This is a genomic window from Roseateles sp. Mitsp63, assembly GCF_059491535.1.
In genome coordinates, this window is sequence record NZ_CP168509.1 from 470337 (window position 1) to 492824 (window position 22488).

22 protein-coding genes are annotated in these 22488 nt (G+C 66.9%); 12 read left to right on the forward strand and 10 right to left on the reverse strand.

Translation table 11 applies throughout. The features are described from left to right. The first annotated feature begins 13 nt into the window (after positions 1–13). The 4 genes from ACEN96_RS02055 (at position 14) to ACEN96_RS02070 (ending at position 2280) form a co-directional block, all read left to right on the forward strand. Entirely contained in the window at positions 14–361 is a 348-nt protein-coding gene (locus tag ACEN96_RS02055; protein WP_495586391.1) for a hypothetical protein, read from the forward strand. 329 nt (positions 362–690) lie between these two features. Continuing rightward, positions 691–1053 (forward strand): MafI2 family immunity protein, encoded by a 363-nt coding sequence (locus ACEN96_RS02060; RefSeq protein ID WP_495586392.1) that lies wholly within the window; start codon positions 691–693, stop codon positions 1051–1053. A 547-nt stretch (positions 1054–1600) separates the two neighbouring features. Then, positions 1601–1945 carry a hypothetical protein gene (locus ACEN96_RS02065; RefSeq protein ID WP_495586393.1) on the forward strand — a complete coding sequence of 115 codons (345 nt, stop codon included), beginning with the start codon at positions 1601–1603 and terminating at the stop codon, positions 1943–1945. Between the two features lie 8 nt (positions 1946–1953). Beyond that, positions 1954–2280, forward strand: coding sequence for a hypothetical protein (locus tag ACEN96_RS02070; protein ID WP_495586394.1), 327 nt, complete (start codon positions 1954–1956; stop codon positions 2278–2280). Between the two features lie 106 nt (positions 2281–2386). On the opposite strand, the gene ACEN96_RS02075 is transcribed toward ACEN96_RS02070, so the two are convergent. Both ACEN96_RS02075 and ACEN96_RS02080 read right to left on the reverse strand, forming a co-directional pair. Next, a complete protein-coding gene (locus ACEN96_RS02075; RefSeq protein ID WP_495586395.1) occupies positions 2387–2929 on the reverse strand; it encodes a hypothetical protein in 543 nt (180 codons plus the stop codon). Next, a complete protein-coding gene (locus tag ACEN96_RS02080) occupies positions 2930–3985 on the reverse strand; it encodes a helix-turn-helix domain-containing protein (protein ID WP_495586396.1) in 1056 nt (351 codons plus the stop codon). A gap of 104 nt (positions 3986–4089) precedes the next feature. Between ACEN96_RS02080 and pcaC the strand changes: the two genes are divergently transcribed. Then, positions 4090–4488 (forward strand): 4-carboxymuconolactone decarboxylase, encoded by a 399-nt coding sequence (pcaC, locus tag ACEN96_RS02085; RefSeq protein ID WP_495586397.1) that lies wholly within the window; start codon positions 4090–4092, stop codon positions 4486–4488. Between the two features lie 40 nt (positions 4489–4528). Here pcaC and ACEN96_RS02090 read toward each other — a convergent pair whose 3' ends face one another. Continuing rightward, positions 4529–5104: a DUF3617 domain-containing protein gene (locus ACEN96_RS02090; protein ID WP_495586398.1), complete on the reverse strand. Its 576-nt coding sequence runs from the start codon at positions 5102–5104 to the stop codon at positions 4529–4531. 159 nt (positions 5105–5263) lie between these two features. Here ACEN96_RS02090 and ACEN96_RS02095 point away from each other — a divergent pair, with 159 nt between their 5' ends. Beyond that, positions 5264–5662, forward strand: a complete 399-nt coding sequence (locus ACEN96_RS02095) for a DUF3224 domain-containing protein (protein ID WP_495586399.1) — start codon at positions 5264–5266, stop codon at positions 5660–5662. 51 nt (positions 5663–5713) lie between these two features. Here the strand turns inward: ACEN96_RS02095 and gyrB are convergent, their stop codons facing one another. The 3 genes from gyrB to dnaA form a co-directional block, all read right to left on the reverse strand. Next, positions 5714–8242, reverse strand: coding sequence for a DNA topoisomerase (ATP-hydrolyzing) subunit B (gene gyrB, locus ACEN96_RS02100; protein ID WP_495586400.1), 2529 nt, complete (start codon positions 8240–8242; stop codon positions 5714–5716). A 118-nt stretch (positions 8243–8360) separates the two neighbouring features. Beyond that, the gene (gene dnaN, locus ACEN96_RS02105) at positions 8361–9485 is read right to left on the reverse strand and encodes a DNA polymerase III subunit beta (protein ID WP_343635091.1); all 1125 of its coding nucleotides are present in this window, start codon (positions 9483–9485) and stop codon (positions 8361–8363) included. Positions 9486–9555: 70 nt separating this feature from the next. Next, positions 9556–11085, reverse strand: coding sequence for a chromosomal replication initiator protein DnaA (dnaA, locus tag ACEN96_RS02110; RefSeq protein WP_495586401.1), 1530 nt, complete (start codon positions 11083–11085; stop codon positions 9556–9558). A gap of 296 nt (positions 11086–11381) precedes the next feature. On the opposite strand from dnaA, the gene rpmH reads away from it, so the two are divergent. The 5 genes from rpmH (at position 11382) to mnmE (ending at position 15728) form a co-directional block, all read left to right on the forward strand. Continuing rightward, positions 11382–11516, forward strand: a complete 135-nt coding sequence (rpmH, locus tag ACEN96_RS02115) for a 50S ribosomal protein L34 (RefSeq protein ID WP_067065970.1) — start codon at positions 11382–11384, stop codon at positions 11514–11516. Between the two features lie 29 nt (positions 11517–11545). Continuing rightward, positions 11546–12049 carry a ribonuclease P protein component gene (locus tag ACEN96_RS02120; protein ID WP_495586402.1) on the forward strand — a complete coding sequence of 168 codons (504 nt, stop codon included), beginning with the start codon at positions 11546–11548 and terminating at the stop codon, positions 12047–12049. 26 nt (positions 12050–12075) lie between these two features. Further along, positions 12076–12405: a membrane protein insertion efficiency factor YidD gene (gene yidD, locus ACEN96_RS02125; protein WP_495586403.1), complete on the forward strand. Its 330-nt coding sequence runs from the start codon at positions 12076–12078 to the stop codon at positions 12403–12405. Beyond that, positions 12398–14080, forward strand: coding sequence for a membrane protein insertase YidC (gene yidC / locus ACEN96_RS02130; protein WP_495586404.1), 1683 nt, complete (start codon positions 12398–12400; stop codon positions 14078–14080). The genes yidD and yidC overlap by 8 nt, the downstream gene beginning before the upstream one ends. A gap of 271 nt (positions 14081–14351) precedes the next feature. Beyond that, entirely contained in the window at positions 14352–15728 is a 1377-nt protein-coding gene (gene mnmE / locus ACEN96_RS02135) for a tRNA uridine-5-carboxymethylaminomethyl(34) synthesis GTPase MnmE (protein ID WP_495586405.1), read from the forward strand. 18 nt (positions 15729–15746) lie between these two features. Here mnmE and ACEN96_RS02140 read toward each other — a convergent pair whose 3' ends face one another. The 4 genes from ACEN96_RS02140 to ACEN96_RS02155 all read right to left on the reverse strand — a co-directional run bounded on the left by ACEN96_RS02140 (position 15747) and on the right by ACEN96_RS02155 (position 20108). Next, positions 15747–16307 carry an adenine phosphoribosyltransferase gene (locus ACEN96_RS02140; protein WP_495586406.1) on the reverse strand — a complete coding sequence of 187 codons (561 nt, stop codon included), beginning with the start codon at positions 16305–16307 and terminating at the stop codon, positions 15747–15749. A 44-nt stretch (positions 16308–16351) separates the two neighbouring features. Continuing rightward, positions 16352–17875, reverse strand: a complete 1524-nt coding sequence (locus ACEN96_RS02145) for a sensor domain-containing diguanylate cyclase (protein ID WP_495586407.1) — start codon at positions 17873–17875, stop codon at positions 16352–16354. Between the two features lie 159 nt (positions 17876–18034). After that, positions 18035–19294, reverse strand: coding sequence for an acyl-CoA dehydrogenase family protein (locus tag ACEN96_RS02150; protein WP_495586408.1), 1260 nt, complete (start codon positions 19292–19294; stop codon positions 18035–18037). A gap of 67 nt (positions 19295–19361) precedes the next feature. Then, positions 19362–20108 carry a histidine phosphatase family protein gene (locus ACEN96_RS02155; RefSeq protein WP_495586409.1) on the reverse strand — a complete coding sequence of 249 codons (747 nt, stop codon included), beginning with the start codon at positions 20106–20108 and terminating at the stop codon, positions 19362–19364. A 121-nt stretch (positions 20109–20229) separates the two neighbouring features. Here ACEN96_RS02155 and ACEN96_RS02160 point away from each other — a divergent pair, with 121 nt between their 5' ends. Then, the gene (locus ACEN96_RS02160; RefSeq protein WP_495586410.1) at positions 20230–22293 is read left to right on the forward strand and encodes an acyltransferase family protein; all 2064 of its coding nucleotides are present in this window, start codon (positions 20230–20232) and stop codon (positions 22291–22293) included. The last annotated feature ends 195 nt before the right edge of the window (positions 22294–22488 follow it).

Below are 22488 nucleotides of genomic sequence, written 5' to 3' on the forward strand. Positions count from 1 at the left end.
TGGAGTTAATAGAATGACACCAGAGCAGCTCGTAAATTTCCTTCATGATTCTGTGATAGACGAGAACGTGGCGCTCTACCGTCAACTGTTTGCTCGCACTGATCCGGAGAAGGCCAGTGACCCATATTGGATACATGCTCTAGCACTGTTTGGTGGCTTATCTGAGGAGCAGAGAGAGTGGTTCTTCGAGGTAGTACGTCAGATCGCCGTCGATACGACATCGAATGTCCTCGGCGTCATTGACGGCGCCTCGTATCTTGAGGGCGCAGACGGACGCTTCGAACTTACGCACGGAGTGTTAAAACTCAACGGAGATTTACAGAGTCTGTTTCTTGCTGAGGAAGAGCGCAGGGCGAAGTAGCACGCAGCTGAATGCACGTCGACTCCATGGCGGCGGGGGGAGGCAGCGGGTGTTCCTGGCCGCCGGTGGTGCTTGGACTAGCGAAAGTGCGGAGTTCGGGCACGTTTATCAATCGAGCCGCCAGCTTTTTGATAGTAATTGACGGCGTGCATGCTGATATCACCGAGGCGGCCTGCAGCTAATGGATATTGGGCAGATGGCCGCTGCGACAATTTCTCAGGAGTCCCGACAAGTTGGTCCCAATGATTGCCCGGTATGTCCTTGTACGTGTGGGGGCTCGCGACGATATTGAGATCCTGATAACTCTGAATACCTCGTGAATAGAGCATATGAGCGACGAAGAAATGAAATTCGACCTAGGCGCTCAGGCAAGGAATACGGTCACGGTCATGCTCATGCAAGCGATGTGGGGAGTCATATCGCCAAACTTCCGGAGGGTCGCTTGGAGGCTACTCGATCATGCTTGGACGGTGCAGTTCGTCCTTGAACGGGACGACGCAGAGGATCGGGATGAGATCGAAGATGCGATGGGCGACTTCGACGCATTGTTATTGGAGGTCGAGGGTGGACCAGGGGCACTTCTTTCAGAAGTTATTATTTCGGCACAGCCGTTATCCGTGCTGGACTTAGATATCTGGCAGCCGGTCTATATCAGGCGCGAAAACCTGGTTGAGCCGAAGACGTTGACATAGCCAGTATTTGATTTCAACGGAAAATATTTGATGACTGGCACTATCCCGCTTGAGAGACGACCGCTTGACATCGGGCACGACCTCAAGATCGGCGTAAATGGGTCAGGCACATGGCAGGTGTGGGCAAAGAATGGCTGTTATGAACTCAATGCCCCATCAGACTTTTACCGTGTCGTGGTACTCCTAGAGAAATCGTTCGGAGATGCCAAGGCGCTATTGGACGACTACGCTGCTTGTCAGCGCGCCCAGCAGCTCTTTCCACTTTGGCGTGTCGTAGCTGCAGGGCTTGCCTGTCAGTCCGACTGGTGGGCGAGTCGAGCTCTCCATTGGTTTCCCGATCTGCCGATCGCGGAAACAGCTGCGCTTCTCAACTTGCTGATTGAGGTAGGTCAGGCTACTTGGGCGAGTCAGAAAAGCAGGCAGTTGGCGGATCGCTTCGCTCGGAAACTTGGTGCATCGACGGGCTAATCTGCCCCCTGCCCCTCGTGGATGGAGTCCGCCAGAAAGTCCGCCCGAAGCTCGGTATACATTGAACCGAAGGAAAACTATGAAACCGTTTAAGCTTGGACCGGTCCTTGTGGGGGCAACGATGACTGCCGCGTTAGCGGTACCAGCATTCGCAGGTACCGCTAGCGGCCGCCTATCTGCGCCGAACTTCATGTCCAATGGCGCCGTGATCTTTTACATCGAAGGAAGCAGGAATTCTCCGCCGGCGTGCGCGACAGAGTATCGGCGCTTTGCGCTCAATGCCTCGACTCCACAAGGCAAAGTACAGCTTTCAGGCTTGCTGCTCGCCTATTCTCAGGGCAAGGCTGTAAGTGTTTTCGGTTCCAACGCGTGTTCGGTGTGGGGCGATACGGAGACGATTGATTTCTTTGCCATCACAGATTGAGGAAGCCCATGATAAGAATCTTCGCGGCGACCATACTCTTTGCGGCTCTCTTCCCCTTCACGGCCAGCGCTTACACGGAATGCCCGCCCGTTCGCCTCACCAAGGTCTGGAGCGATGTCGACGGCAACTTCTTTATTGCCGTCAATGGTGGTTATCTCAATGGCGCGATCCTCGCGACGGCGAATCCAACGACGTCCAGGCCAGCGATTGCCGTCGCAATCGCGGCCTATGCGGCCAATCGCAAGGTCATCGTCCGCTATTCGCGAGATGGCGTGAACTGCGATGCAGCCGCCTGGGACGAGAAGATTGGCGCTATCGGTATGGCTGGTGACTGACAATCGCCTGAGCGTCCGTAGGTATCCCTCACGGGATGTTATTCACAGACGCCTTCTAGCGCGTCCGCAGGCGGTGGTCCGCTCGGAGCGGGCACGGTTTGATGAGTTAAAGAATCATGTAGCCTGGTGACGCATAGGTCCCATTTTTCTCTCCGCACGTAGCCAGAGTCTCCCAAAAGAAGGTGACTTGCCGATCAGCGAGCTTGGCCGACAGGAGCATCGCAAGCCCGTTCTTGTTCTTCTCCGGCGTGCCCCAATTGATTTGGCACCAGGCACCGTTGCAGGTGTTGTCCGTCTGGAAATAGACGTCGCCGTTCTTATGAAGGATCGCTTGGGTGATCTTCTCCGTGCAATGCACGCCGGCCTGTGCCGGCGAAACATGAAGCGACATCGTCAGTGCCGCAGCAGCAGTGGCGGCCATTGTCAGACTGCGTTTCATCAAGGGTGTCCTCCCGATTGATTGTTTGAAGTTCGAGGACGGCATTTTGGCAGGGTCGGACCGTGCGAGAAACTCGATTTGGCGTGGATAGAGAGTTAGCAGGCGAGGATTCTCGAGCGCGACGAACGGGAGGCGGAAGAGGTCATCCAGAAGATCAGCGTTCCGGAAATCGATCCAGATGTTGGTATCGCTGACATAGACCCGCTGCATTCATGCTCCCGCCGGCGATGAGAGCGCGGGCTCGAGCGTGTCCAGCGGACGTTGCAGGAACTCGGCGGCGCGGGAAGGGGTGAAAAGGCCTTCGGCCAGTCCCCAGAAGACGAGCGATTCGAAGCGCCGCGGTTGCTCGGGCAGCAGCGCCTCCGGCTCGGCGGTGCGCCAGCCTGCCTGGGAAAACTGGATGACCGCCGCCTTGTAGCCGGCCTCGTTCAGCAGGCCGAGATCCTTCAGGCGCCGCAGCGCCACCTGCATCGAGATCCCATAGCGCCGCTTCGCATTCAGGAGCTCCGCGGGATGGACACGCGACCGGCGGTGACTGCCGAAGTCGAGCAGCACCTGCGCCCCTGGATAGAGAAACGCGCCAGCGAAGCGATGACAGCATCGCTCCTTGTCGGCCTCGGACATGTCGTCAGGCAAGGCCATTACCCAATGGCCGAGCTCATGCGCCGCCGTGAAGCGCATGCGCTCGCCAGGCCGCGCGGTATTGAGCGCGATCAGCACGTGTTCATGGTCTTCCGTGGCAGCGCATGCACCGTCGAAGTCATCTTGCGCATCGAGCAGCGCCACCTTGATGCCGCGCTCTTCCAGCAACTGGGTCAGGTTCGCGATGGCGTCGCCGCCGATGCCCCAGTCACGACGCAGGCGGTCCGCAGCGCTCTCCGCCGCTTCGAAGGACTCGACCGGAAGGATCTGGGAGGCCGTCGGGGCGATGCGGACATCGACGGCGTCGAAGCAGCGCTCCAGGCCGATATAGCGTTCGAGGTGATCCCGCATCTGCTCCTCCACCTGCCGCTGCCGGTATTTCGGCATGCGGGCCAGCTTGCGGAACTCCAGCGGAGACAAGCTCACCGCTTCGGCGCGGAAGAAGTACTCGGGCCGGACTCCCAGGGCTTTGGAGAACTGGAGGAGGCGCGTCGAGTTCGGGATTGCATCGCCCCGTTCGAACTTGCTCAGTGCCTGCTTGGTGATGTCACCGACGGCTTGGGCCAGTTCATCGAGGCTGAGCCCCTTCAAGACGCGGGCCCGCCGGAGTCGGTCGTGGATCATCGCGTGCTCCTTGGTTGACGGAAATTCTATTCCTGATCGTTTCGTCAACCAACGACTGATCCAAGTAGCGTGTCGGATCGCGCTTCCCGCTACAGGAGATCTCCATGACCCGCCCCTTCGCGCCGAAGAACCCCGAGCTCTTCGAACAAGGCCTGCAGACCCGACGCGAGGTGCTCGGCGATGCGTACGTCGACGCCGCGCTGCAGAACGCCACCGACTTCAACATCGACCTGCAGGAGCTGGTGACCCAGTACTGCTGGGGCGACGTCTGGAACCGGCCGGGCCTGGACCGGCGCACGCGCTCGTTCCTGAACCTGGCGATGCTGACGGCGCTGAACCGTCCGCACGAGCTGAAGATCCATCTCCGCGGCGCCATCAACAACGGCCTGACGCGCGACGAGATCAAGGAAGCCTTCCTGCAGGCGGCGATCTACTGCGGCGTGCCGGCCGCGGTCGACGCGTTCCGCGTCGCGGCCGAGGTGTTCAAGGAAATGGACGCCTGAAGCACGCCGCCCGGCCCGGCCCGGCGCGGCGCATGGAGACTCACTGCAGCAGCTCGGCCACCGACGGGTCGACGCCGGGCGGCGGTGCGCTGCAGTCGCTGCCGATCCACTTGTGGACCGAGGTCGATTCATAGGTGATCGGCATGCCTTGCGCGGTCGTGCCCTTGAAGCTCACCTTGACGGTGGCGCTGGACTTGTCGGTAACCTGGTAGGAGCCGTTGCCCGTGCCGCTGGCCGTCGCGCTCTTGCAACTCATCGTGAAGGTGCCGCTGGTGGCGTCGCCGGGCTTCACCTGGGTGGTGCAGTCGTCGACGCTTTGCGGCTTGGGCAGCGTGAACTCGGCGCTCTGCTGGCACTCCAAGTGCGGGCTGCCGCCGGTGGGCAGGCCCACCTTGGCCATCGCGGCGGCCAGGCTGCTCTTCTGCTGCGGCGTCAGGGCGCCGTGGATGTCGAAGATGGTCGGCAGCTTCTTGCCGTTGAGCGTGTTGACGCTCGCGCTCGCCCAGAGCCCGGGCTTGACGCTGATCGACTGCGCCTGGGCCGGCACGGCCGGCAGGCCGAGCGCCAGGGCCAGCGCCGAGAGGACAGAGATGGAACGGAAGGCGGATGCTCGCATGCGGGTCTCGCGAAAGTGGGGGAGGACGAGGCGCAGTCTAAGGAGGCGCTTTTTCCGCTGTCGAGCGGCGATGCCCCCTCCAAAGGGGGCGCGCATGACCGAGGTCATGTCGGCCGCCGTCGGCGAACATGCGAGGCCCTTTTCCATGGAGCCGACGCCATGACCCAGTCCGCCAAAGGCACGTTCGACGTGCAGCTCACCCCCGCGCCAGCCGCGAATGAGGCTTGCCCGATCGGCCGGATGGCCATCGTCAAGCAGTTCCATGGCGATCTCGAAGGGAGCAGCCTCGGCGAGATGCTGGCGTTCGGGACAGCGGTGCCGGGCTCGGCCGGCTATGTGGCGATGGAGCAGGTGCAGGCGCGGCTCGCGGGCCGCGAGGGCAGCTTCGTGCTGATGCAGACCGGGGAGATGAACCGTGGACAGCCGCGATTGGTGGTGCAGGTGGTGCCGGATTCAGGCACCGGTGAGCTCACAGGAATCAGCGGCACGCTGACGATCGAGATCCGGGAGCGGCAGCACTTCTATGAACTGAGCTATGAGCTCCCTGCTTCGCCTTGAGCGAACCATTGAGTTTTCCTAAATGGTTGCCCGTGCCGGGCAGCTCCAAACTCACACGTCGATATTCGCCGCCCTCAGCGCATTCGTCTCGATGAACTCGCGGCGCGGTTCGACCTCGTCGCCCATCAGCATCGTGAACACGCGGTCCGCCTCGATCGCGTCCTCGATCTGCACGCGCAGCAGGCGGCGCACCGTCGGATCCATCGTCGTTTCCCACAGCTGCTCGGGGTTCATCTCGCCCAGGCCCTTGTAGCGCTGGCGGCCCACGCTCGACTCGGCCTGCGTCATCAGCCACGCCATCGCCGCGCGGAAGTCGCCGACCTTGCTCTCCTTGGCCTTGTCGCCCTCACCCTTGCGGATCACGGCGTCCTCGCCCACCAGGCCCTTGAACGCCACGCCGGCCGCGGCCAGGACTTCATAGTCCGCCCCGTGCACGAAGTCCGCCGTGATGATGCTCGAGCGCACGTTCCCGTGATGCCGCCGGCTGATGCGCAGCAGCTGCTTGTCCGTGCGCGGATCCGTCTCCGCCGACACCACCGCGTCGTGCAGCGCCGACTGCAGCGCCGTCGCGGCAATCTCCGCCGACTCCTTCGTGTCCAGGCTGATCGACAGCCCCGACGCCAGCAGATGCAGCGCCTCGCCATCCATCCAGGCCGACAGGCGCTCGATCACGTTCTGCGCCGCCACGTACAGGCGCGCCTTCGTCTCGAGCTCCTCGCCCTTGAGCACCGGGCCCGTGCCCACGCCCGCCGTGTGCAGCTCGGCATCGTTCAGCGCAACCTTCAGCAGGAAGCCGTCCAGCTCGTGGCCGTCCTTCAGGTACTGCTCCTGCTTGCCCACCTTCACCTTGTACAGCGGCGGCTGCGCGATGTAGATGTGGCCGCGCTCCACCAGCTCCGGCATCTGCCGGTAGAAGAAGGTCAGCAGCAGCGTCCGGATGTGCGCACCGTCCACGTCCGCGTCGGTCATGATGATGATGCGGTGGTAGCGCAGCTTCTCCGGATTGAAGTCGTCGCTGCCCGCCCCGCGGCCAATGCCCGTGCCCAGCGCCGTGATCAGCGTGATGATTTCATTGCTGGTCAGCAGCTTCTCGTAGCGCGCCTTCTCCACGTTCAGGATCTTGCCGCGCAGCGGCAGGATCGCCTGGAACTTGCGGTCCCGGCCCTGCTTCGCGGAGCCGCCGGCGGAGTCGCCCTCCACGATGTAGATCTCGCACAGCGCCGGATCCTTCTCCTGGCAGTCCGCCAGCTTGCCCGGCAGGCCCATGCCGTCCAGCACGCCCTTGCGCCGCGTCATCTCCCGCGCCTTGCGCGCCGCTTCCCGCGCGCGTGCCGCCTCGACGATCTTGCCGCAGACGATCTTCGCGTCGACCGGGTTCTCCAGCAGCCAGTCCGTCAGCTTGCTCGCGACGATCTCCTCCACCGGGCCGCGCACTTCGCTCGACACCAGCTTGTCCTTCGTCTGCGAGCTGAACTTGGGCTCCGGCACCTTCACGCTGATCACGCAGGCCAGGCCCTCGCGCATGTCATCGCCGGTGACGTCGACCTTGGCCTTCTTGGCCAGTTCGTTGTCCTCGATGTACTTGTTGATCACCCGCGTCATCGCCGCGCGCAGACCCGTCAGGTGGGTGCCGCCGTCGCGCTGCGGGATGTTGTTGGTGAAGCACAGGACGCTCTCATTGAAACCGTCGTTCCACTGCATCGAGACTTCGACACCGACATTGGTGTTCTGCTCCGACATCTTGTCGCCTTGCGCGTGGAAGATGTTCGGGTGCAGCGCCGTCTTGCCCTTGTTGATGAACTCGACGAAGCCGCGCACGCCGCCCGCGAAGGCGAAGTTGTCTTCCTTGTTGTTGCGCTCGTCGACCAGGCGGATCTTCACGCCGTTGTTCAGGAACGAGAGCTCGCGCAGGCGCTTGGCCAGGATGTCGTAGTGGAACTCGGAGTTCGACGTGAAGATCTCCGTGTCCGGCAGGAAGTGCACCTCCGTGCCGCGCTTGTCGGTCTCGCCGACGATCTTCATCGGGCTGGTCTCGGCGCCGTCGCGGATCTCGATCACGCGATCCTGCGGGATGCCCTTCTTGAACTCCAGCTGGTGGACCTTGCCCTCGCGGCGCACCGTCAGGCGCAGCGTCTTGGACAGCGCGTTCACGCAGGACACGCCCACCCCGTGCAGGCCGCCCGAGACCTTGTAGCTGTTCTGGTTGAACTTGCCGCCCGCGTGCAGCTCCGTCAGCGCGATCTCGGCCGCCGAGCGCTTGGGCTCGTGCTTGTCGTCCATCTTCACGCCGGTCGGGATGCCCCGGCCGTTGTCGATCACCGAGATCGAGTTGTCCGTGTGGATCGTGATGACGATGTCGTCGCAGTAACCCGCCAGCGCCTCGTCGATCGAGTTGTCGACCACCTCGAACACCAGGTGGTGCAGGCCCGTGCCGTCCGACGTGTCGCCGATGTACATGCCAGGACGCTTGCGCACCGCCTCCAGGCCTTCCAGGATCTGGATGCTGGCCTCGCCGTACCCCGCGCCGTCGTTCTGCGGCGCCGGCGTCGGGGTGTTCTCAGGAGTGCTGTTATCGGTCATCGGAGGGGTACTCAAGGCCGCCGCGGCGGCCGCTGAAAAAACTGGCTGGAACCCCCGCTTGGCGGGGGCAGGGGTGCGCAACGTTCCCGCTCCGGGGAGCGAAGGTCGCGCAGCGACCTCAGATCCTCATCGGCATCACGACGTACTTGAAGCCGTTGTGTTCGGGGATGCTGAGCAGCGCGCTCGACGAGCTGTCGTTCAGATCGACGCGCACCATGTCCTGCGACATGTTGGACAGCACGTCCATCAGGTAGGTCACGTTGAAGCCGGTCTCGATCTGGTCGCCGCCGTAGTCGATCTCGAGCTCTTCCTTCGCCTCTTCCTGCTCGGCGTTGCTCGATGCGATCGACAGCAGGCCCGGGTCGAAGGACAGCCGCACCGCCTTGAACTTCTCGCTCGTCAGGATCGCGGCGCGCTGCAGCGCGGCCAGCAGCGGCTGGCGGCCCAGGATCACGTGGAAGCGGTGGTTCTTCGGGATGACGCGGTTGTAGTCCGGGAACTTGCCCTCGACCAGCTTGGTCACGAACTCCATGCCGCTGAAGCTGAACTTGGCCTGGTTGCCGGCGAAGCGCATCTCGATCGGCGCGCTCTCGTCGTCGCCCTTGCCGCCGTCCTTGAGCAGGCGCATCAGCTCCAGCACCGTCTTGCGCGGCAGGATCACCTCCTGCTTGGGCATCTCGGTGTCGGTCTCGGCCTGGGCCAGCGCCAGGCGGTGGCCGTCGGTCGCCACCAGCGTCAGCATCTTCCCTTCGGCGACGAACAGGATGCCGTTCAGGTAGTAGCGGATGTCATGCACCGCCATCGCGAAGTGGACCTGGTTGATCAGCCCCTTCAGCGTCTTCTGCGGCACGCTGAACGCGGGCCCGAAGTCGGCGGCCTCCTGCACCAGCGGGAAGTCGTCCGCCGGCAGCGTCTGCAGCGTGAAGCGGCTCTTGCCGCCCTGCAGCGTCATCTTGTTCTGGTTGGACGTCAGGCTCACCGTCTGGTCCGACGGCATCGAGCGCAGGATGTCGATCAGCTTGCGCGCCCCGATCGTGGTGGAGAAGTCGCCGTCGTCGCCGTCGAACTCGACCGTGGTGCGGACCTGGATCTCCAGGTCGCTGGTGGTCAGCTCCACCTGCCGGCCCTGCTTGCGCACCAGCACGTTGGCCAGGATGGGCAGGGTGTGGCGCCGTTCCACGATGCCGGACACCGCCTGCAGCGCGGCAAGCACTTTGTCCTGGCTGTCTTTCAACACGATCATGTCAACCTCTCTCCACTGTTGGCTGTTCGGGCGAACGCGGCATTTTCGCTCAGCGCGAAGGCGTTTTTCCTCATCCCTTCAGCGTTTGCTCCAGCACATGCAACTGCTGGTTCAACTCGGTGTTCTTCTGGCGCTCGCCGCCGATCTTGCGCACCGCGTGCAGCACCGTCGTATGGTCCCGGCCGCCGAACAGCTCGCCGATCTCCGGCAGGCTCTTCTGGGTCAGTTCCTTGGCCAGGTACATCGCGATCTGGCGCGGCCGGGCGATGCTCGCCGGCCGCTTCTTCGAGTACATGTCCGCGACCTTGATCTTGTAGAAGTCGGCCACGGTCTTCTGGATGTTCTCGACCGAGATCTGCCGGTTCTGGATCGACAGCAGGTCCTTGAGCGCCTCGCGCGCCAGCTGGATGTTGATTTCCTTGTGCGAGAAGCGGCTGTACGCCAGCACCTTGCGCAGCGCGCCTTCGAGCTCGCGCACGTTGGCCCGCACGTTCTTGGCGATGAAGAAGGCCACGTCCTCGGGCATCGGCGCATTCTCGGCCTCCGCCTTCTTGATCAGGATGGCGACCCGCATCTCCAGCTCGGGCGGCTCGATCGCCACGGTCAGGCCGGCGTCGAAGCGGCTGGTCAGGCGCTCGTCGATGTCCACCAGGCCCTTCGGATACGTGTCCGAGGTCATGATGATGTGCGCCCGCTTGGCCAGCAGCGCCTCGAACGCGTTGAAGAACTCCTCCTGCGTGCGGTCCTTGCCGGCGAAGAACTGCACGTCGTCGATCAGCAGCAGGTCCAGCGAGTGGTACTTGGCCTTGAGCTCGTCGAAGGTCTTGCGCTGGTAGTTCTTGACCACGTCCGAGATGAACTGCTCGGCGTGCAGGTAGAGCACGCGGGCGTCGGGGCGGTCCTTCAGCAGCGCGTTGCCGACCGCGTGGATCAGGTGGGTCTTGCCCAGGCCGACGCCGCCGTAGATGAACAGCGGGTTGTACATCTGGCCCGGCGCGCCGGCGACGTGCAGCGCCGCGGTGCGCGCCATCTGGTTGGCGCGGCCGGGGACCAGCGTGTCGAAGGTCAGCGAGGTGTTGATGCGATGGCGCGTGGCGCTCGGCGGCACGCTGGGCGTGGCGCCGGGCTGGATCAGGCTCGCGGCGGTGGCCGGCGCGGCGGGCGGCGCCGGCTGCGCGGCCACGGCGGAGGGACGGGCCGCCGAAGCCGGCCCCGCGGACGGGCGGGCGGCCACGGACGCGCCCAGGCCGTGCTGGTTCAGCACCTGGCCCATCGTCATGCTCGAGGGCTGCGTGCGCGGCAGCGGCGCGATCGCCTCGCGCGGCGCGAGCGACAGCTCCAGCCGCGCGGGCTTGCCGGCGAGTTCGCTCAGGATGGCCTCGATGCGGCCGGCGTACTGGCTGCGGATCCAGTCCAGCTTGAATCGGTTGGGGACGCGGAGGGACACCAGGACGGCCTCGTGGCCGTTCTCTTGCTGCTGGGCGACCTCCGCGGGGGGCAGGGGCCGGATCCAGGTGTTGAATTGCTGTTCAGGCAGTTCGGCGGCCAGGCGTTCGCAGCCGCGCTGCCACAGTGCCGCCCCTGACAAGTCGTCGCTCATTGTGGAAAACTTATTCTTCGAGCGGCCGGATTGTACTGATCCCGGGCCGCGAAGCCAGGGTTATCCACAGATTTTTTGCCCCGGTCAAGTGCTGGTAACCCCCGTGGCCACCTGCATCCGGATTGACCCTGACGCAAATCTTTGCTGTAATCGCGGGTTTTCCGGACGCCCGGACGTAGCTGCGTGGGCCTCCAGTTTTTGAGCGGCTTCCGACATCACCCCGATGTCCTCCGTCCGCCGCGCCACAAATGGCGCGAGGCGACGGGAAGCACCGAGATATCCGAAAGAGGTTCATCATGAAACGCACTTATCAAGGCTCCAAGACCCGTCGCGCCCGTACCCACGGCTTCCTGGTCCGCATGAAGACGCGTGGCGGCAAGGCCGTCATCGCCGCTCGCCGCGCCAAGGGCCGCAAGCGCCTGGCCGTCTGAGCGACGCTCCCGACGACTCTGCAAGCACCGTGATCGGCCGCATCGTGCGATCGGCCGATTTCGAGCGTGTGCTGGGCTCCCCCAGCCGCGCGCGCAGCGCGCACTTCGCCGTGCACCACCTGGCCGTCAGCCCCTCGCTGCCCAAGCGCCGTCCATCCACAGGAACTGGCGACTTGTCCACAGGTGATGCACTGTTTCATCCCCAAGCTGTGGATGAAACGCCCTCCGCGAACGTGGCGCCCACCCCCGCTGAAATGGCTCCAGCCGCGCCCGACCGGGCCTGGCTGGGCTATGTCGTGCCCAAGCGGCATGCCAAGCGCGCCGTCACCCGGGCGCTGCTCAAGCGCCAGATCCGCGCGGTGTTCGACGGCTTGCCGGACCTGCCGCCCGGCCTCTGGGTGGTGAGGCTGCGCATGCCCTTCGATCGCAAGCAGTTCCCCAGCGCCTCCTCCGATGCGCTGCGCGCCGCCGCGCGCGCCGAACTGCAACAGCTCACCCGCAAGCTCGCGCGGCCTCAGGCCGCCGCCGGCTGACCGGCAGGCGATCCGGATCCTCGACGATGAATGCCCGCCCCGGCCTGCCGACGCGACTGCTGATGGGGCTGGTGCGCGGCTACCAGCTGCTCTTCAGCGCCTGGCTGCGCGCGGGCTGCCGCTACAGCCCCAGCTGTTCGAACTACGCCATGCAGGCGTTGCGCCAGCATGGCGCCGCCGCGGGGACCTACCTCGCGGTCGGACGGGTGCTGCGCTGCAATCCTTTCTGTCTGGGCGGACACGATCCGGTACCGGACAATCCGCCCCGCCTGTTCACCCGACTGTTCGAGCGTCCCTCCGGATGCCGCGCGGGGTCAGCCTCCTCAACCGCCAATCCAAAAGCTTCCCATGACTGATATTCGCCGCACCATCTTGTGGGTGGTGTTCACGATGTCGCTGCTCCTTCTGTGGGACGGATGGCAGCGGTACAACGGCCAGCCGTCGCTGTTCCATCCGGCGCCGGCGAAGGTCGCCAGCGCGCCCGCCGGACCGGCCTCGGCCGCCTCCGCCGCCGCGCTGCCGGCCACCGCCGCCTCCGGTGCCGCGACCGCCGGCGCGCCGGCCGCGCCCGTCGTCAAGAACGAACTGGTGACCTTCACGACCGACCTGGTCAAGGCCACCATCGACACCCGCGGCGGCAGCCTGGTGCGCGTCGAGCTGCTCAAGCAGGCCGACGACACCAACCCGAGCGGCCATGTCGTGGTGCTGGATCCGATGCGCAACTACAGCGCCCGTTCCGGCCTGCTGAACGTGCCGAACGCGCCGTCGGACCAGACGGTGCTGGCGCTGGCCGACGGTCCGCGCGAGATGAAGGACGGCCAGGACACGCTGGTCGTGCGCCTGGAAGGCGAGCAGGGCGGCGTGAAGCTGGCCAAGACCTACACCTTCAAGCGGGGCGACTACGCCATCGGCGTGAGCCACGAAGTCACCAACAACGGGGCCGCGCCGGTCACGCCGCAGCTGTACCTGCAGCTGGTGCGCGACGGCCACGTCGACCACACCGGCCCGTCGTTCGCGCCGACCTCGTTCTCGGGCCCCGCGCTCTACACGGACAAGGCCAAGTACCACAAGCTGTCCTTCGACGACCTGAAGAAGGGCAAGGCCGAGTACGAGAAGAACGCCGACGACGGCTGGGTCGCGATGGTCCAGCATTACTTCGTCAGCGCCTGGATCCGCACGGAAGCCGGTCCGCGCGAGTTCAACGTGCGTCCGCTCAACGAGAACCTGTACACCGCCGGCATGGTGATGAACTTCGCCGCCGTGGCGCCGGGCGCGACTGCCAAGCTGGACAACGTGCTGTACGTCGGTCCGCAGGAAGAGAAGAAGCTGGAAGTCCTGGCCCCCGGTCTGGAGCTGGTGAAGGACTACGGCATCTTCAAGGTGCTGTCCAAGCCGCTGTTCTGGCTGCTGGACGTGCTGCACTCGCTGCTGGGCAACTGGGGCTGGGCGATCATCCTGCTGGTGGTGCTGCTGAAGGTCGCGTTCTACGGCCTGAACGCCAGCGCATACCGCAGCATGGCCAAGATGAAGGCGGTGAACCCGCGCATCCAGGAGCTGCGCGAGCGCTACAAGGACAAGCCGCAGCAGATGCAGCAGGAGATGATGCGGATCTACAAGGAAGAGAAGATCAATCCGCTGGGCAGCTGCCTGCCGATCTTCCTGCAGATGCCGTTCTTCATCGCGCTGTACTGGGTGCTGCTGTCCAGCGTCGAGATGCGCGGCGCGCCGTGGGTGATGTGGATCCACGACCTGTCCAAGCCCGACAGCCTGTTCGGTCACCTGTTCGGCGCGCCGATCGGCCCGCTGCCGCTGCTGATGACGGCCTCCAGCCTGCTGCAGGTCTGGTTGAACCCGCAGCCCGCCGACCCGGTGCAGGCCAAGATGATGTGGATCATGCCGCTGGCCTTCAGCGTGATGTTCTTCTTCTTCCCGTCGGGCCTGGTGCTGTACTGGTTGGTGAACAACATCCTGTCGATCGCCCAGCAATGGATGATCAACAAGCAGATCGGCACGACGCCCGCGAAGAAGTGATCCACGGCGCCGCGGGAATCGCCAATTCCGCACGCGACTGACAGGAGCCCCCGTACCCCGGGGGCTTTTTTTCGTCCGCGCGCGGGCGCTTAATCGAGTCCATGCGGGGATCGCTCTGCCACCTGACTCGGGACGGCGGCGGACCGGAGGCTCCGGGGGATCGGTTCACGAGAACCGGTCTCCCGGCCTACCCCGCGCCATCCACGACAACGGCGGTGCGTCCAAGGGCGCATCGCCGTTTTTCCTTGGGGCCTGCGAGACAATCGCGCCCATGCTGTCGCGACACCAGGATCCCATCGCCGCCATCGCCACCGCGCCCGGACGCGGCGCGGTGGGCATCGTGCGGGTGTCCGCGCCGCAAGACCTGACGCCGCTGGTCACGGCGATCTGCGGCCGCGCGCTGAAGCCGCGCGAGGCGACCTACCTGCCTTTCCGCACCGCGCAGGGCGAGGCGATCGACCATGGCCTGGCGCTGCTGTTCCCGGCGCCGCATTCCTACACCGGCGAGCATGTGCTGGAGCTGCAGGCCCACGGCGGGCCGGTGATCCTGCAGCTGCTGCTGGCGCGCTGCCTGGAGGCGGATCCCGCGCTGCGGATGCGCCTGGCGGAGCCGGGCGAGTTCACGCGCCGCGCCTTCCTGAACGGCAAGCTGGACCTGGCGCAGGCCGAGGCGGTGGCCGACCTGATCGACGCCAGCACCGAGGCTGCGGCCCGCAGTGCCGGCCGCGCGCTGGCGGGCGCGTTGAGCGGCGAGGTCGGCGGACTGCGCGACGGCCTGATCCAGCTGCGGATGCTGGTCGAGGCGACGCTCGACTTCCCCGAGGAAGAGATCGATTTCCTGGAGCAGGCGGATGCGCTGGGCAAGCTGCGGCGGTTGCTGGAGCGGGTCGAGGCCTTGCTGGACCGCAGCCGTCAGGGCGCCATCCTGCGCGAAGGCATCAAGGTGGTGCTGGCGGGGCAGCCGAACGTCGGCAAGAGTTCGCTGCTGAACGCGCTGGCCGGCGCGGAGCTGGCGATCGTGACGCCGATCCCGGGCACGACGCGCGACAAGCTGAGCCAGACCATCCAGATCGAAGGCGTGCCGCTGCATATCAGCGACACGGCGGGCCTGCGCGACACCGAGGACGAGGTCGAGCGCATCGGCGTGGCGCGCAGCTGGGATGCGATCGCCGACGCGGACGTGGTGCTGTTCCTGCACGACCTGACGCGGGTGGGCCACGCCGACTACGAGGCCGAGGACGCCGAGATTCGCGGCCGCCTGGCGAGCGTCGATCCAGCGCGGATCCTGCAGATCTACAACAAGGCCGACGCGCAGGCGCCTGCCTGCTTGCCGGTGGACGCGCTGACCTTGTCGGCGAAGACGGGCGAGGGCCTGGATGCGCTGCGGCGGCGCCTGCTGGAGCAGGTCGGTTGGCATGCGGTGCCCGAAGGCCTGTTCATCGCGCGCGAGCGGCACGTGCAGGCGCTGCGCCGCACGCGCGAGCACATCGAGCTGGCGCTGCTGCAGGCCGAGGCGCAGCCGCCGGCGTTGGACCTGATGGCCGAGGAGCTGCGTCTGGCGCACGACGCGCTCGGCGAGATCACCGGCGCGTTCACCGCGGACGACCTGCTGGGGGAGATCTTCAGCAGGTTCTGCATCGGCAAGTGACCGGCGGTGGCGGGCGGCTCAATGCCCGTCGAATGCCACCAGCGAGAACACCTTCAGCCCGCCGTCGCGCAGCCGCTTCGACCCGCCCAGCTCGGGCAGATCCACGATGGCCGCGCCTTCGATGACCTCGGCGCCGAGCCGCTCCAGCAGCCGCTTGCCCGCCATCATCGTGCCGCCGGTGGCGATCAGGTCGTCGATCAGCAGCACGCGATCGCCGGCCTTCACCGCGTCGGTGTGCATCTCCACGGTCGCGCTGCCGTACTCGAGCTCATAGGTCTCCTGCACCGTCGTGAAGGGCAGCTTGCCCTTCTTGCGGATCGGCACGAAGCCGACGTTGAGCTCATACGCCAGCACCGAGCCGATGATGAAACCCCGCGCGTCCAAGCCCGCGATCGCATCCGGGCGCACATCGAAGTAGCGATGCACGAACTGGTCGATCAGCACGCGGAAGGCACGCGGATTCGACAGCAGCGGCGTGATGTCGCGGAACTGCACGCCCGGCTCCGGCCAGTCCGGCACGGTGCGGATCTGCTGTTTCAGGAAGGCGACCGGGTCTTCGGCGGGAACGGGGTTGGGCATGGGCGGGATTGTCGCGCTGATGAGCCGCCCCGGTGCGCCCGGCCTCAGGCCGTCTGCTGCTGGCAGATCAGCCGCGCGCGCCCTGCCTGCTTGGCCTCGTAGAGCGCCGTGTCCGCGGTCTGGATCAGCCGCTCGGCGGGCTCGCTGCTGCGGGGCACGAAGGAGGCCACGCCGATCGACAGGCTCACCGAGCGCCGCACCGGCGAGCCCACGTGCTCGATCGCCGCCAGCCGCACGCTGTCCAGGCAACGCTGCGCCACGACCTGCGCGCCCGCCAGATCCGTGTCGATCAGCAGCATCGCGAATTCCTCTCCACCGTAGCGGCACACCGACTCGCCGCTGCGTCCCGCGCAGCTGCGCAGCAGCGTGGCGATGCGTCTCAGGCAGTCGTCGCCCGCGACATGGCCATAGCTGTCGTTGTATTGCTTGAAGTGATCGATGTCGACCATCAACAGCGCCAGCGGCCGGCCCGAGCGCGCGGCGCGTTGCCACTCCGTCTGCAGCAACTGGTCGAACAGGCGCCGGTTGCCGACCCCGGTCAGCCCATCCGTCGTCGACTGCCGGGCCAGCAGTTCGTTGGCTCGGCGCAGGCGCTCTTCCTGGCGCTTGCGCTCGCTCAGGTCGGTGACGATGCACACATACAAGTGGATGGTGTCGGTGCGCACCTCGGCGATCGCCAGCTGCAGGTGCAGGGCCTCGCCGCTGCGGTGGCGCGCGGTGAACTCGCGCGGTTGTCCCAGCAGCGAGCGCGGATCCAGCGGCGCGTCCGGCGCCCCGGACGGCTCCGGCCCTTGCGCGCCGCCGCTGCCGGCCACGCCCAGCAGCATGCCGATGTGGATGCCCTGAAGCTCCGCCGCCGTGAAGCCGAACAGCAGCTCGCAGCTCGGATTCGCCTCGAGCACGTGGCCGCCCGAATCCAGCGTCAGGATGCCGTTCGCGGCCGACTCGATGGTCGCCCGCAGCTGCGCGCGGCTCGCGGCCAGCCGCTGCTGCTCATGGATCAGGTCGGTGACATCCATCCGCACGCCGACGATGCCGCCCGACGGCGTGCGCGATTCGTAGATCCGCAGCCACATGTCGTCGTGCACCCGCTGCAGCAGCGGCGCGGGCTGCCTGCCGCGCGCCTGCTTGCGTTCCTCGAGCCACTCCGGCTCGCGCCCCCGCGCCTCCGGCACGCCGCCGCGCGCGAGCGACTCCCGCACCAGGTCCTCGAAGGTGCACTTGCGCTGGAAGTGCCGCAGCATGTGGGGATAGATCTCGACCAGCCGCCGGTTGTAGGCGATCAGGCGGTCCTCGGCGTCGAAGATCTCGACGCTGGCGGGCAGCGCGTCGATCGCCTCCTCCATCGTCCGCTGCGCCAGCCTGGCGCGCGCCTGCGCCCGCGACAGCGTCGACACCACCGTCACCGCCAGCAGCACGGTCAGCGCCAGCGAGGCGACGCCCACCCACGCCAGCCAGCCCTCCACCGGCGATCCGCCCAGGCTGACCGTCAGCACAATCGCCTGCAGGCCGACCAGCAGCGCGAACGCGAGCAGCGGCCAGGTGCGGACTTCGGCGAAACGGTTCATCACGGGAGCCGCGCCGCGGTGGCGCGCAGGAGAAATGGGTGGCTGATCCTAGCCACCCGGGTCGCGGATGAACACCGCTCCACGGGGGGAGAAGCGGGTTCCGGCGACGTCCCCCCGTTGGTGGGCGGCCACGCATTCGCGGCGACGCCCGACAGGCGGTCAGCCGCCGCGCGTGACCGGCATCTGGCCCGCGTCGGGCAGGCTCATGTGGCGTGCGAGCTCCAGCTTCGCCAGCGAGTTGCGATGCACCTCGTCCGGGCCGTCCGCGAAGCGCAGCGTGCGCTGCCCCGCCCACATGTAGGCCAGCGGCGTGTCATCGCTGACGCCCATGGCGCCATGGACCTGCATCGCCCAGTCGATGACCTTCAGCGCCATGCTCGGCGCGACGATCTTGATCATCGCGATCTCCGCCTTGGCGACCTTGTTGCCGACGGTGTCCATCATGTAGGCCGCCTTCAGCGTCAGCAGGCGGGCCTGCTCGATGCTGCAGCGCGCCTCGGCGATGCGCTCCTGCGTCACGGTCTGCTGCGCGATCGTCTTGCCGAAGGCCACGCGCGAGATCGCGCGCTTGCACATCAGCTCGAGCGCCCGCTCCGCCGCGCCGATCGAGCGCATGCAGTGATGGATGCGGCCCGGGCCCAGGCGCCCCTGCGCGATCTCGAAGCCGCGGCCCTCGCCCAGCAGGATGCTGTCCACCGGAACGCGCACGTTCTTGAGTTCGATCTCCATGTGGCCGTGCGGCGCGTCGTCGTAGCCGAACACGCTGAGGTGGCGCTTGACGGTGATGCCTGGCGTGCCGGCCGGCACCAGCACCATGGACTGCTGCTCATGGCGGCCCGCGTCGGGGTTGGTCTTGCCCATCACGATGTACAGCGCGCAGCGCGGATCGCCAGCGCCCGACGACCACCACTTGGTGCCGTTGATGACGTACTCGTCGCCCTGGCGCTCGATGCGGCACTGGATGTTGGTCGCGTCCGACGAGGCCACGTCGGGCTCCGTCATCAGGAAGGCGGAGCGGATCTCGCCGCGCAGCAGCGGCTCGAGCCAGCGATCCTTGTGGGCCTCGGTGCCGTAGCGCTCGAGGGTCTCCATGTTGCCGGTGTCCGGCGCCGAGCAGTTGAAGACCTCCGGCGCCCAGTAGACGCGGCCCATGATCTCGCACAGCGGCGCGTACTCGAGGTTGGACAGCCCTTCCGGCGCGCGCGCCGAGCGCGGCAGGAACAGGTTCCACAGCCCGGCAGCGCGCGCCTTGGGCTTGAGCTCCTCGATCACCTTCGTCGGGATCCAGGCGTTGCCGGCGCGGCGGTTGGCCTCGACCTCGGCGTGGTAGCGATGCTCGCTCGGGTAGATGTGCTCGTCGAAGAAGGCCAGCAGGCGCTCGCGCAGCTGATCAACCTTGGGGCTGTAGTCGAAGTTCATCTGGAAGTCTCCCGGTGGCGTCGTGAGGCCGATTGGCGCGGCGGATCGACCGCGGGTCAGTCGCGGTTCAATCGCGTTGGCTGCGATGGCGGAGGTACTGCGCGTACAGCGCCTCCATCGTGGTGGACCGCTCATCCGCGTGCAGCGGATGCGTCGGGGCGTAATTGCAGACGCGCAGCAGCCAGTCGCCCGGCTGATCGCCGCGAGGCGGCGCGACGTCGAGGACATTGATGCAGGCGGGCGACTGCACCCAGCTGCCGAGCATCAGGCGCTGGCCGCCGCTGACCGCGTGCGACAGGATGGCCGCGTTGACGACGCCATGCAGCACCAGCAGCGCGCAGTCCCAGCCGGGATCGGCCTGCAGCCGCGCGACGCCGCCCAGCACGCGATCGAGCAGCTCGCCGATGCGCTCGCCGTTGAGGAAGCGTTGCGACTCCGCGACCGGACTGCGTTGCAGGCCGGTGAAGGCGCTCGCGAGTTCATCCTTGGGAATGTCGCCGAGGCGGCCGCCGCGGATCTCCTGCCATTCGGGCCAGACCTGCGGTTCGAGCGCCTGCTGGCCCGCGTGGCGCAGCACCAGGTCCGCGGTCTCGACGGTGCGCGGCAGGCCCGAGACGATCACGCGGTCGAAGCGCACGCCCGCGGCGCGGAAGGCCTCGCCGGCGGCGCGCGCCTGCGCGATGCCGTCGTCGTTGAGCCGCACCTGCTCGGGCAGCACCGGCCGGCCGGTGGCGCCATCGAAGTAGGTCACCGCGCCATGCCGCATCAGGTAGACGCGGCGGCGGTGCGGGATGCGGGGCTGGGTGTCCAACATGAGCGGCAGTGTGGCGCAACGCCGTGGGCCGCACTGTCACGCAGGCGGCAGGCCCGCGGACCGGGCCACAATTCGCGCGCCGCAAGTCGGTCCCCTTTTCCGCTCCCGTGCTGACGCCTTCGTGACAAGCCCCTCCCCGCTGCCCTTTCATCGCCCGCATGGCCCGCACGCGGCCGGCGAAGTCCTCTTGCGCGACGACATCCAGGCGCTGCGCGCGATCGCCGTGCTGTGGGTGCTGCTGTATCACGCGCAGATCCCCGGCGCGCCGGGCGGCTATCTGGGCGTGGACATCTTCTTCGTCATCTCCGGCTACCTGATCACCGGCCTGATCCAGCGCGCGCTGCAGCGTGGTGACTTCTCGTTCCGCGCCTTCTATGGCCGGCGCGCGCGGCGGCTGCTGCCGGCGGCGTACGTGGTGCTCGGCGTGACGCTGCTGGCGGTGCCCTGGGCGCTCAACCGCAAGGAGCAGATCGACTTCGCCGGCCAGTTGCTCGGCGCGCTGGGGTTCGCCAGCAATGTCGTGCTGTGGAGGCAGACCGGCTACTTCCAGGGCGCGTCCGAACTCAAGCCGCTGCTGCACTTCTGGTCGCTGGCGCTGGAGGAGCAGTACTACCTCGTGCTGCCGGCGCTGCTCGTGTTCAGCGCGGCGCGGCTGCGCGCCGGCGTCGCGATCGCGGTGACGGGCGCGAGTCTCGCGCTGCTCGCGTGGTGGCAACCGATCGATGCCAGCGGCGCGTTCTTCCTGCTGCCGACGCGCGCGTGGGAGCTGGGGCTCGGATCGATCGGCGCGCTGATGGGCGCGCGGTGGGCGGGGGCTGGCGCGCAGCGCGTACTGCGCGCCCTGGCCTGGCCGGCGTGGGCGTTGCTGCTGCTCGTGCCGATGGTGCCGCGCTGGTTCGGCGCCTCGCATCCGGGACCGGCGGCGCTGGTTGTCGGGCTGGCGACGCTCGTGCTGCTGCTGCGCGAGCCGGCCCGCCTGCCGCGCGCGGCCGCGCCGCTGATCCGCGTCGGCGACTGGTCCTACGCGCTGTATCTCGTGCACTGGCCGCTGCTGGCGATTCTGCACAACGCCTGGGTGGGCCTGAAGGCCGATCCGCTCGCGCTGATGGCATGGCGCGTGGGCGCCGTGCTGCTGGCGTTCCCGCTGGCGTGGGGGCTGCATCGCGCGGTCGAGCGGCCGGCGAAGGCGCTGCTGACCGGACCGCGCGGCGCCTGGGTGCTGGGCAGCGGCACGGTGCTGCTGGCGGCGGGCGGCGTGGCGCTCGCGCTGCACAAGCCGCCGCCGGGCGCGATCGATTTCGTCGAGCTGCGCAAGCCCAACTACGGCCTGTCGGCGAACTGCGATGCCGAGGAGCCCTTCGACGGCCGCGAGGATTGCCGCACGCGGGCGGGCGCGCGGTGGCTGGTGTGGGGAGACTCGTACGCGATGCACCTGGTGCCCGGGCTGGTGCGCGTGGCCAGTGACCAGGGGCTGGTGCAGGCGACGAAGTCGTCCTGCGGGCCCTTTCCCGGCCTGACGCCGGTGCGGCCGGAGCTGGGTCCGGGCAACAGTTTCGCGCCGCCGTGGATCGAGCAGTGCCAGGCGTTCAACGCGTCGGTGCTGCGCTGGCTGGCGCGGCATCCGGAGATCGAGACCGTGGTGCTGTCCAGCCTGCTGACGCAGTACCTCGACGACGCGACGTACGAACTCCAGCGCACGGCGGGCGGCGGGCGCCTGCGGGGCGAGGCGGCGATGCGCGCGGCGCTGCTGGAGGACCTCTCGACGACCGTGAAGCGGCTGCGCGCGATGGGCAAGCGGGTGATGGTGGTGGCGCCGCCGCCGTCGGCGCCATTCGACATCGCCGGCTGCCTGGAGCGGCGGCAGGCGCATCGATGGACGATCGGCGCCACGCCGGGCTGCGTCATCGATCAGCAGGACGACGAACGCAGGCGCACCGCGGAGCATCGCTTCATCGAGGCGCTGGCCGCGTCCGACGCGCGGCTGCCGGTGCTGCGCTTCGAGCCGCTGCTGTGTGACGGCACGGCCTGCCAGGTGGAGAGAGAGGGCGTGCCGCTCTATCGCGATCAAGGGCACCTGAGCCACGAGGGCTCGAGGCTGCTGATGCCGGCGGTGATGTCGGAGGCCGTGGGTGAAACGCGGACCGCAGCCCTCACCCCTCCCTCCCGCAAGCGGGGGAGGGTGTAAGAAGAGCCGGGCGGCGCAGTAAACCCCCTCGCCCCAGCGGGGAGAGGGAGGGGAGAGGGGGCTCGTGCCACAACGCTGCTGCCCTTCGAAGCACCCCCTCTCCCCTGCCCTCTCCCCCCTCGCGGGGGGCGAGGGAGTTCTTGCGCAAGGCAGGTGCGAGCAGCCCTGTCTTACCCCCTGGCCCGCTTGCGGAGG

What these genes read in the sequence shown, in the direction of transcription:
- ACEN96_RS02055 (WP_495586391.1), top strand. Translation starts at nt 14, where the DNA reads ATGACACCAGAGCAGCTCGTAAATTTCCTTCATGATTCTGTGATAGAC.
- ACEN96_RS02060 (WP_495586392.1), top strand. Translation starts at nt 691, where the DNA reads ATGAGCGACGAAGAAATGAAATTCGACCTAGGCGCTCAGGCAAGGAAT.
- ACEN96_RS02065 (WP_495586393.1), top strand. Translation starts at nt 1,601, where the DNA reads ATGAAACCGTTTAAGCTTGGACCGGTCCTTGTGGGGGCAACGATGACT.
- ACEN96_RS02070 (WP_495586394.1), top strand. Translation starts at nt 1,954, where the DNA reads ATGATAAGAATCTTCGCGGCGACCATACTCTTTGCGGCTCTCTTCCCC.
- ACEN96_RS02075 (WP_495586395.1), bottom strand. Translation starts at nt 2,929, where the DNA reads ATGCAGCGGGTCTATGTCAGCGATACCAACATCTGGATCGATTTCCGG.
- ACEN96_RS02080 (WP_495586396.1), bottom strand. Translation starts at nt 3,985, where the DNA reads ATGATCCACGACCGACTCCGGCGGGCCCGCGTCTTGAAGGGGCTCAGC.
- pcaC (WP_495586397.1), top strand. Translation starts at nt 4,090, where the DNA reads ATGACCCGCCCCTTCGCGCCGAAGAACCCCGAGCTCTTCGAACAAGGC.
- ACEN96_RS02090 (WP_495586398.1), bottom strand. Translation starts at nt 5,104, where the DNA reads ATGCGAGCATCCGCCTTCCGTTCCATCTCTGTCCTCTCGGCGCTGGCC.
- ACEN96_RS02095 (WP_495586399.1), top strand. Translation starts at nt 5,264, where the DNA reads ATGACCCAGTCCGCCAAAGGCACGTTCGACGTGCAGCTCACCCCCGCG.
- gyrB (WP_495586400.1), bottom strand. Translation starts at nt 8,242, where the DNA reads ATGACCGATAACAGCACTCCTGAGAACACCCCGACGCCGGCGCCGCAG.
- dnaN (WP_343635091.1), bottom strand. Translation starts at nt 9,485, where the DNA reads ATGATCGTGTTGAAAGACAGCCAGGACAAAGTGCTTGCCGCGCTGCAG.
- dnaA (WP_495586401.1), bottom strand. Translation starts at nt 11,085, where the DNA reads ATGAGCGACGACTTGTCAGGGGCGGCACTGTGGCAGCGCGGCTGCGAA.
- rpmH (WP_067065970.1), top strand. Translation starts at nt 11,382, where the DNA reads ATGAAACGCACTTATCAAGGCTCCAAGACCCGTCGCGCCCGTACCCAC.
- yidD (WP_495586403.1), top strand. Translation starts at nt 12,076, where the DNA reads ATGAATGCCCGCCCCGGCCTGCCGACGCGACTGCTGATGGGGCTGGTG.
- yidC (WP_495586404.1), top strand. Translation starts at nt 12,398, where the DNA reads ATGACTGATATTCGCCGCACCATCTTGTGGGTGGTGTTCACGATGTCG.
- mnmE (WP_495586405.1), top strand. Translation starts at nt 14,352, where the DNA reads ATGCTGTCGCGACACCAGGATCCCATCGCCGCCATCGCCACCGCGCCC.
- ACEN96_RS02140 (WP_495586406.1), bottom strand. Translation starts at nt 16,307, where the DNA reads ATGCCCAACCCCGTTCCCGCCGAAGACCCGGTCGCCTTCCTGAAACAG.
- ACEN96_RS02145 (WP_495586407.1), bottom strand. Translation starts at nt 17,875, where the DNA reads ATGAACCGTTTCGCCGAAGTCCGCACCTGGCCGCTGCTCGCGTTCGCG.
- ACEN96_RS02150 (WP_495586408.1), bottom strand. Translation starts at nt 19,294, where the DNA reads ATGAACTTCGACTACAGCCCCAAGGTTGATCAGCTGCGCGAGCGCCTG.
- ACEN96_RS02155 (WP_495586409.1), bottom strand. Translation starts at nt 20,108, where the DNA reads ATGTTGGACACCCAGCCCCGCATCCCGCACCGCCGCCGCGTCTACCTG.